Below are 6,894 nucleotides of genomic sequence, written 5' to 3' on the forward strand. Positions count from 1 at the left end.
TCAGCTCATCCAGTTGCCGCCATCGACGTTGAGGGTCTGGGCGACGACATAGTCGCTGTCGTCGCTGGCCAGGAATACCGCGGCGCCGGCGTGATCCTCGGGACGGCCCATGCGGCCGTAGGGCACCGCCTCGCCGACCAGACGCTTCTTCTCGCCCGGCGGGCGGCCCTCGTAGCGGGCGAACAGCGCATCGACCTCGTCCCACATCGGCGTGTCGACCACCCCGGGAGCGATGCCGTTGACGTTGATGCGGTGCTTGATCAGGTCGAGCCCGCAGGACTGGGTCAGGCTGATCACCGCCGCCTTGGAGGCGCAGTACATGCTGACCAGCGCCTCGCCGCGCCGCCCGGCCTGCGAGGCCATGTTGATGATCTTGCCGCCTTCGCCGCGCGCGACCATGCGCGCCGCCACCGCCTGCAGGGTGAAGAAGGTGCCCTTGACGTTGACCCCGAACTGCTTGTCGTAGCTGGCCTCGCTGACCTCCAGCACCGGCGCCATGTCGAACACCGCGGCGTTGTTGACCAGGATGTCGATGGGGCCGAGCGTCGCCTCGACGGCGGCGATCATCGCCTCACGCGAGGCCGCGTCGCAGACGTCGAGCGCCACCGCCATCACCGGGGCGTCGCTGCCGCGGGCAGCCTTGAGCTCGGCCACCGCCCGTTCGGCGGCGGCACGATCGATGTCGGCGATCGCCACGCGGGCACCCTCGTCCAGATAGCGGGTGACGATGGCCAGGCCGATGCCGCGGGCCCCGCCCGTCACCACTGCCGTACGCTTGTCGAGTTTCATGAAATGTCCTTGTCGATGATGGCGTCGTCACCCACGGCGCTGCTGCCGCCAGCGGGCGACGCAGTCGCCGAGTTGCGTCATGTGCGCGAGCACGTCCCGGGCGCCGGCCTCGCGCAGCCGCTCGGCGTGGCCGTCCTCGATGTGGCTGGCGCCGGTGAAGCCGATGACCGTCATGCCCGCGGCCCGGGCCGCCCGCGCCCCCGAGATACTGTCCTCGACCACCAGGCAGTCGCCGGGGGCGACGGCGAGGCTGCGCGCCGCCAGCAGATAGACGTCCGGCGCCGGCTTGGGGTGCGCCACCTGCTCGGCGGTGAACAGCGGCGCCTGGCCCAGCCGGGCATCCAGCCCGGTGTTGGCGAGCGAAGCGAGTACCCGCCGCCGGCTGCTGTTGGAGACGATCGCCAGCGGCAGGTCGAGGGCATCGATGGCCTCGGCGACCCCGGCCATGGCCTCGAGCTCCTCGGCGAGGCGGGCCTCGATCGCCGCGTCGATGCGTGCCAGGGCATCGGCGGGCAGGGCGTGGGCGCTGAGCCCTTCCAGGTGCTCGAGGATCGCCGCCGTGGTCATGCCCAGCGCACGGCGCAGCTCGTGCTCGGCGGCGAGGTCGGGCAGCCAGGCGGCGAGGCGTTCGCGCAGCACGCCCTCGGCGATCGCCTCGCTGTCGACCAGCACGCCGTCGCAGTCGAAGATCAGCAGGTCCACGGGCGTCTCCTCAGTGGTCGTCGCCGGAGGTCGAGGCACGGTTCTCCTTGCGCTCGACGTTGACCAGCGGATGACGCTCGAGGCTCGCCAGCGCCAGGCCGTCTTCCGCGAACAGGTGCGCGCGGCCGGGCTCGAAGCCGAAGCGCACCGCATCGTGGACGCGATGGCTCACGTCGCCGTCGGCCATCAGGATCCACTCGCCGCCCTCGGTGTCCAGGTACAGGGAGGTCACCCCGCCCAGGCGTTCGATCACCACGATCTTGCCGCTCAGCGGCCCCTGATCGTCGAGGGTCAGGTGCTCCGGGCGGATGCCCAGGGTCAGGGTATCGCCGGGCCGGCAGTCACCGCCGTCGACCGGTACCCGGCACTCGCCGCCGCCGGGCAGGCGCACCGAGACGCCCTCGGCATTGGCATCGAGCACCTCGACATCGACGAAGTTCATCTTCGGCGAGCCGATGAAGCCGGCCACGAAGCGATTGCGCGGGTGGTGGTAGAGCTCCATCGGCGAGCCGACCTGCTCGACCACCCCGCCCTGCAGCACGACGATCTTGTCGGCCATGGTCATCGCCTCGATCTGGTCGTGGGTGACGTAGATCATGGTGGCGTCGAGTTCGTCGTGCAGGCGCGCCAGCTCGATGCGCATCTGCACGCGCAGTGCGGCGTCGAGATTGGAGAGCGGCTCGTCGAACAGGAAGATGCTGGGGTTGCGGACGATCGCCCGGCCGATCGCCACGCGCTGGCGCTGGCCGCCGGACAGGGCCTTGGGCTTGCGGTCGAGGAGGTTCTCGAGCTGCAGGATGCGCGCCGCCTCGAGCACCTTCTGGCGACGCTCGGCCCTGGGCACGCCGGCCAGGCGCAGGCTGAAGCCCATGTTGTCCTCGACGGTCATGTGCGGGTAGAGCGCATAGCTCTGGAAGACCATCGCCAGGCCGCGCTCGGCCGGGCCGACCTCGTTGATGCGCTGGCCGTCGACCTTGATGTCGCCGCTGGAGGCACTCTCCAGCCCGGCGATCATGCGCAGCAGGGTCGACTTGCCACAGCCGGAGGGCCCGACGAAGACCACGAATTCCCGGTCCTTGACCTCCAGGTCGATCCCCTTGATGACCTGGGTGTCACCGAATTCCTTGACGATGTTGTTGAGTTCGAGCGTTGCCATGGTGAATTCCTTATTTGACGGCGCCGAAGGTCAGGCCGCGAACCATCTGTTTCTGGGTCATCCACCCCAGGATCAGGATCGGCGCGATGGCCATCGTCGAGGCGGCGGAGAGCTTGGCCCAGAACAGCCCCTCGGGGCTCGAGAACGAGGCGATGAAGGCGGTCAGCGGGGCGGCGTCGGAGGTGGTGAGGTTGAGACTCCAGAACGCCTCGTTCCAGCTCAGGATCACCGACAGCAACCCGGTGGAGGCGATGCCCGGCAGGGTCAGCGGCATCAGCAGGTAGAGGACCTCCTGCAGGGTGCCGGCACCGTCCATGCGGCCCGCCTCGAGGATGTCCCTGGGCACGTCCTTGAAGAAGGTGTAGAGCATCCACACCACGATCGGCAGGTTCATCAGCATGTAGACGATGGTCAGCCCGGTCAGGCTGTCGAGCAGCCCCAGATCGCGGAAGATCAGGTAGATCGGCATCAGCACCCCGACCGGCGGCAGCATCTTGGTGGACAGCATCCACAGCAGGGTGCCGCGGGTGCGCGGCGTGGGCAGGAAGGCCATCGAGTAGGCCGCCGGGACCGCCACCAGCAAGGCCAGCAGCGTCGAGCCGACCGAGACGATCACGCTGTTGAGGGCGAACTTGACGTAGTCGGCGCGGGCCATGACCTCGTGATAGCCGGCCAGGGTCGGGTCGAAGAACAGGCTGGGCGGCGTGGCCACCGCCTCGCCCTCGGTCTTGAAGCTGGTGAGGATCATCCAGAAGATCGGGAAGAACACCACCAGCGCGATGAACCAGGCCAGCAGCGTGAGCACGAGTTTCTTGGAGAGTGTCTGATTCATGGTCCACCTCAGGTCTCGAGATTCTTGGCCACGGTGCGGACCAGGAAGATCGCCACGATGTTGGCCAGGATGATGGCGATCACGCCGCCGGCCGAGGCGCCGCCCACGTCGAAGTCGAGCAGCGCGCGGATGTAGATCAGGTAGGCCAGGTTGGTCGAGGCCAGCCCGGGGCCGCCCGAGGTGGTGACGAAGATCTCGGCGAAGATGGTCAGCAGGAAGATCATCTCGATCATGATCACCACGCTGATCGCCCGCTTGAGGTGCGGCAGGGTGATGAACCAGAAGATCGCGATGGGCCCGGCACCGTCCATGCGCGCCGCCTCGACCTGGTCGTCGTCCAGCGACTGGATGGCGGTAAGCAGGATCAGCAGCGCGAACGGCAGCCACTCCCAGGAGACGATGATCACGATCGAGGTCAGCGGCAGCGACGAGAACCAGTCGACGGCGTGGAAGCCGAACAGGTTGAACAGCCAGGCCAGTACCCCGTTGACCGGGTGCATCATCATGTTCTTCCAGATCAGCGCGCTGACCGTGGGCATGACGAAGAACGGCGCGATCACCAGCAGCCGGGCGATGCCGCGGCCGAAGAATTCCTGCTGGAAGAGCACCGCCAGCAGCGTGCCGCCGACCACGGTGATCGCCAGCACCCAGCCGACCAGCAGCAGGGTGTTGCCCATCGCCGTCCACAGCGCCGGGTCGGTGAGCAGGTAGGTGTAGTTGTCGAGTCCGGCGAAGCCGGAAATCATCGGGTTGAGAAGGTTGTAGCGCTGGAAGGAGAACCACAGGGTCATGCCCAGCGGTACCAGCATCCACAGCAGCAGCATGGACACCGCGGGCGCCTGGAGGAAGAGCGTACGCATCCCTCCGACGGTGCGGCCGGAAGCTCTATCGCGCATGGCTGAACCCATCTGAAAACGTGACTGGGGAAAGGGGCCGGGGGCGGGCCCCGGCCAAGGACACGGCACGCAGGCCGTGCATTTGCCTGATCAGTAGTAGCCGGCCTGGCGCATGGTGCGATCGGCGGCACGCTGGGCGGCGCTCAGGGCCTGATCGACGCTGCGCTGCCCGGCCAGGGCGGCGGCGATCATCTGGCCGACCTGGGTGCCGATGGCCTGGAACTCGGGAATGTCGGCATACTGCACCCCGGTGTAGGGCACCGGCTTGGCGCTCGGATCGGTGGGATCGGCGGTCTGGATCGCCTTGAGCACGAAGTCGGCGAAGGGCGCCGCCTTCTGGTAATTGGCGTTCTGATATGTGGATTCACGGGTGCCCGGCGGCACGCTGGTCCAGCCCTTCTTCTCGCCCACCAGCTTCACGTAGTCCTTGGAAGTCGCCCAGGTGATGAAGGTCTGCGCGGCGTCCTTGGCGTGGGACGATTTGGGAATCGCCAGCGCCCACGACCACAGCCAGTGCGAGCCCTTGGGCGTCTCGGCGATCGGCGCCGGGGCGAAGCCCAGCTCGTCGGCGACCTTGGATTCGTCGGGGTTGTAGATGCGCCCCGCGGCGGAGGTGGCGTCGACCCACATGCCGCACTTGCCGCTGGAGAACAGCGCCTGGTTCTCGTTGAAGCCGTTGGAGGTCGCCCCCGGCGGGCCGTAGTTGTTCATGAGGTCGACGTAGAAGTTGACCGCCTTGTGCCAGGCCGGCGAGTCGATCTCGGGATGCCAGTCCTCGTCGAACCAGCGCCCGCCGTAGGTATTCACCAGCGTCGACAGGAAGGCCATGTTCTCGCCCCAGCCCGGCTTGCCGCGCAGGCAGATGCCGTAGACACCGTTGTCGGGGTCGTTGACCTTGCTCGCCCAGTCGTGCACCTCGTCCCAGGTCGGCTGCTCGGGGACCTCGATGCCGGCCTTGTCGAACAGGTCCTTGCGGTAGTACATCATCGAGCTCTCGCCGTAGAACGGCAGCGCGTAGAGCGAGCCGTCATGGCTCAGGCCGTCGCGGATCGGCTTGAGGATGTCGGCCTTGTCGTAGTCCTCGGGCAGGTTGTCGAGCTGGGTCAGCCAGCCCTGCTTGGCCCAGATCGGGACCTCGTAGGTGCCGATGGTCATGACATCGAACTGGCCGCCGTCGGTGGCGATGTCGGTGGTCAGGCGCTGACGCAGGACGTTTTCCTCGAGCACCACCCAGTCGAGCTTGATGTCCGGGTGGGCCTTCTCGAACTCGTCGGTCAGCCCCTGCATGATGATCATGTCGTTGTTGTTGACCGTGGCCACGGTGATGGTCTCGGCATTGGCGGAGACGGAAGCCAGGGCCATGGCTCCCGCCAGCGGAATGATGGCGTGCTGTAACCGCATGTCGCGCTCCTTGGAGGAGATTGTTGGGCTTGTTTTTGATCAATCTACTCAATGACCTTTCAAATGATCATTTACGACCCCAAAAAAAGCAAACCGCCGCCCTTAGACTTTGGCCGCACGTCGCCCGACGAGGCCGCGCTCGTCGGCCGCGGCGTCACGGCTCCCCCTGCTCGAGAATGTAGCGCGCCGCCGCCTCGTCGGTGACCAGGCCCTGCAGCCAGCCGCCGCGCAACGCGGCGAGAATCGCCGGCCCCTTGTCGCGCCCGCCGGCCAGCCCGACCAGCGTCTGCCCGGCGAGCCGCTCCAGCGGCAGGCTGGTGATCCGTCGGGTGATCGGACAGTCGATCAGTTCGCCGCGGGCGTCCATCGGCCAGCCCAGCAGCTCGCCCACCGCCCCCGCCTCCAGCAGCTCGGTCAGTTCCGCCGCGCTGATGAAGTGGTCCTGAAAGAGCGTGGCCTGCGGATCGATGCGACCGATGCCGATGAAGCCGGCCTCCGCCTGCATGGCCACCGCACTCACCGCCTGGACCAGGTGCTGGGCGAGCAGCGCCTCCTTCTCGGTCACCGAGGCGGCGACCACCGGCGCCGGCAGCAGGAAGCGCTCGGCGCCGGTCTTGTCGGCGAGCACCATGACGCCGTCGTAGCGGTTGGCCGAGCCGTCGCGGGCGACGTTGCCCACCAGCGAGACGAAGCGGTGCTGCGGGCGCTCGAGGCGGCTGAGCGCCTCGACCGTGGCACGCACCACCCGCCCGGTGCCCAGCGACAGGGTCAACGGCTGGTCGCGATCGATGTAACGCGACAGCCGCTCGGCACCGGCCAGGGCGAGGAAGGCCGCGCTGTCGTCGTGATGCTCGGGGTCGGCGGGCACCACGTCGCAGAAGGCCAGACCGAACCGCGACACCAGCGCTTCACTCATGGCCATGCAGTTGGCCAGCGGGTGGTCGATGTGCACCTTGACCAGCCCTTCCTGACGCGCCAGCGCCAGCAGGCGCTGCACGCCGGGGCGCGACACGCCCAGCTGGCCGGCGATCTCGTCCTGGGTGCGTCCGCCCACGTAGGAGAGCCAGGCGGCGCGCGCCGCCTGGTCGAGCTTGCGTTCGTACTTGTCCATGCTGCAG

Annotated in this window: 7 protein-coding genes; all 7 read right to left on the reverse strand. The window is 67.8% G+C overall.

Translation table 11 applies throughout. The features are described 5' to 3' along the window. The 7 genes from ACTCB7_RS15920 to ACTCB7_RS15950 all read right to left on the reverse strand — a co-directional run bounded on the left by ACTCB7_RS15920 (position 1) and on the right by ACTCB7_RS15950 (position 6,887). Positions 1-789, reverse strand: coding sequence for an L-iditol 2-dehydrogenase (locus ACTCB7_RS15920; RefSeq protein ID WP_463007467.1), 789 nt, complete (start codon positions 787-789; stop codon positions 1-3). Positions 790-816: 27 nt separating this feature from the next. Next, positions 817-1,491, reverse strand: a complete 675-nt coding sequence (locus tag ACTCB7_RS15925; protein WP_463007468.1) for an HAD family hydrolase — start codon at positions 1,489-1,491, stop codon at positions 817-819. A gap of 10 nt (positions 1,492-1,501) precedes the next feature. Next, positions 1,502-2,647, reverse strand: a complete 1,146-nt coding sequence (locus ACTCB7_RS15930; protein ID WP_463007469.1) for an ABC transporter ATP-binding protein — start codon at positions 2,645-2,647, stop codon at positions 1,502-1,504. A 10-nt stretch (positions 2,648-2,657) separates the two neighbouring features. Next, complete coding sequence (locus ACTCB7_RS15935; protein WP_163650402.1) at positions 2,658-3,479, reverse strand: carbohydrate ABC transporter permease; 822 nt, start codon at positions 3,477-3,479, stop codon at positions 2,658-2,660. Positions 3,480-3,487: 8 nt separating this feature from the next. After that, a complete protein-coding gene (locus ACTCB7_RS15940) occupies positions 3,488-4,339 on the reverse strand; it encodes a carbohydrate ABC transporter permease (protein ID WP_463007470.1) in 852 nt (283 codons plus the stop codon). A 126-nt stretch (positions 4,340-4,465) separates the two neighbouring features. After that, entirely contained in the window at positions 4,466-5,776 is a 1,311-nt protein-coding gene (locus tag ACTCB7_RS15945; RefSeq protein ID WP_463007471.1) for an ABC transporter substrate-binding protein, read from the reverse strand. A gap of 154 nt (positions 5,777-5,930) precedes the next feature. Continuing rightward, positions 5,931-6,887 (reverse strand): sugar-binding transcriptional regulator, encoded by a 957-nt coding sequence (locus ACTCB7_RS15950; protein ID WP_163650399.1) that lies wholly within the window; start codon positions 6,885-6,887, stop codon positions 5,931-5,933. Positions 6,888-6,894 lie beyond the last annotated feature (7 nt).

It is taken from the genome of Modicisalibacter sp., from assembly GCF_055145905.1.

Coding starts and splice junctions, on each gene's coding strand:
- ACTCB7_RS15935 (WP_163650402.1), bottom strand. CDS start 3,479: ATGAATCAGACACTCTCCAAGAAACTCGTGCTCACGCTGCTGGCCTGG.
- ACTCB7_RS15950 (WP_163650399.1), bottom strand. CDS start 6,887: ATGGACAAGTACGAACGCAAGCTCGACCAGGCGGCGCGCGCCGCCTGG.
- ACTCB7_RS15920 (WP_463007467.1), bottom strand. CDS start 789: ATGAAACTCGACAAGCGTACGGCAGTGGTGACGGGCGGGGCCCGCGGC.
- ACTCB7_RS15945 (WP_463007471.1), bottom strand. CDS start 5,776: ATGCGGTTACAGCACGCCATCATTCCGCTGGCGGGAGCCATGGCCCTG.
- ACTCB7_RS15930 (WP_463007469.1), bottom strand. CDS start 2,647: ATGGCAACGCTCGAACTCAACAACATCGTCAAGGAATTCGGTGACACC.
- ACTCB7_RS15940 (WP_463007470.1), bottom strand. CDS start 4,339: ATGCGTACGCTCTTCCTCCAGGCGCCCGCGGTGTCCATGCTGCTGCTG.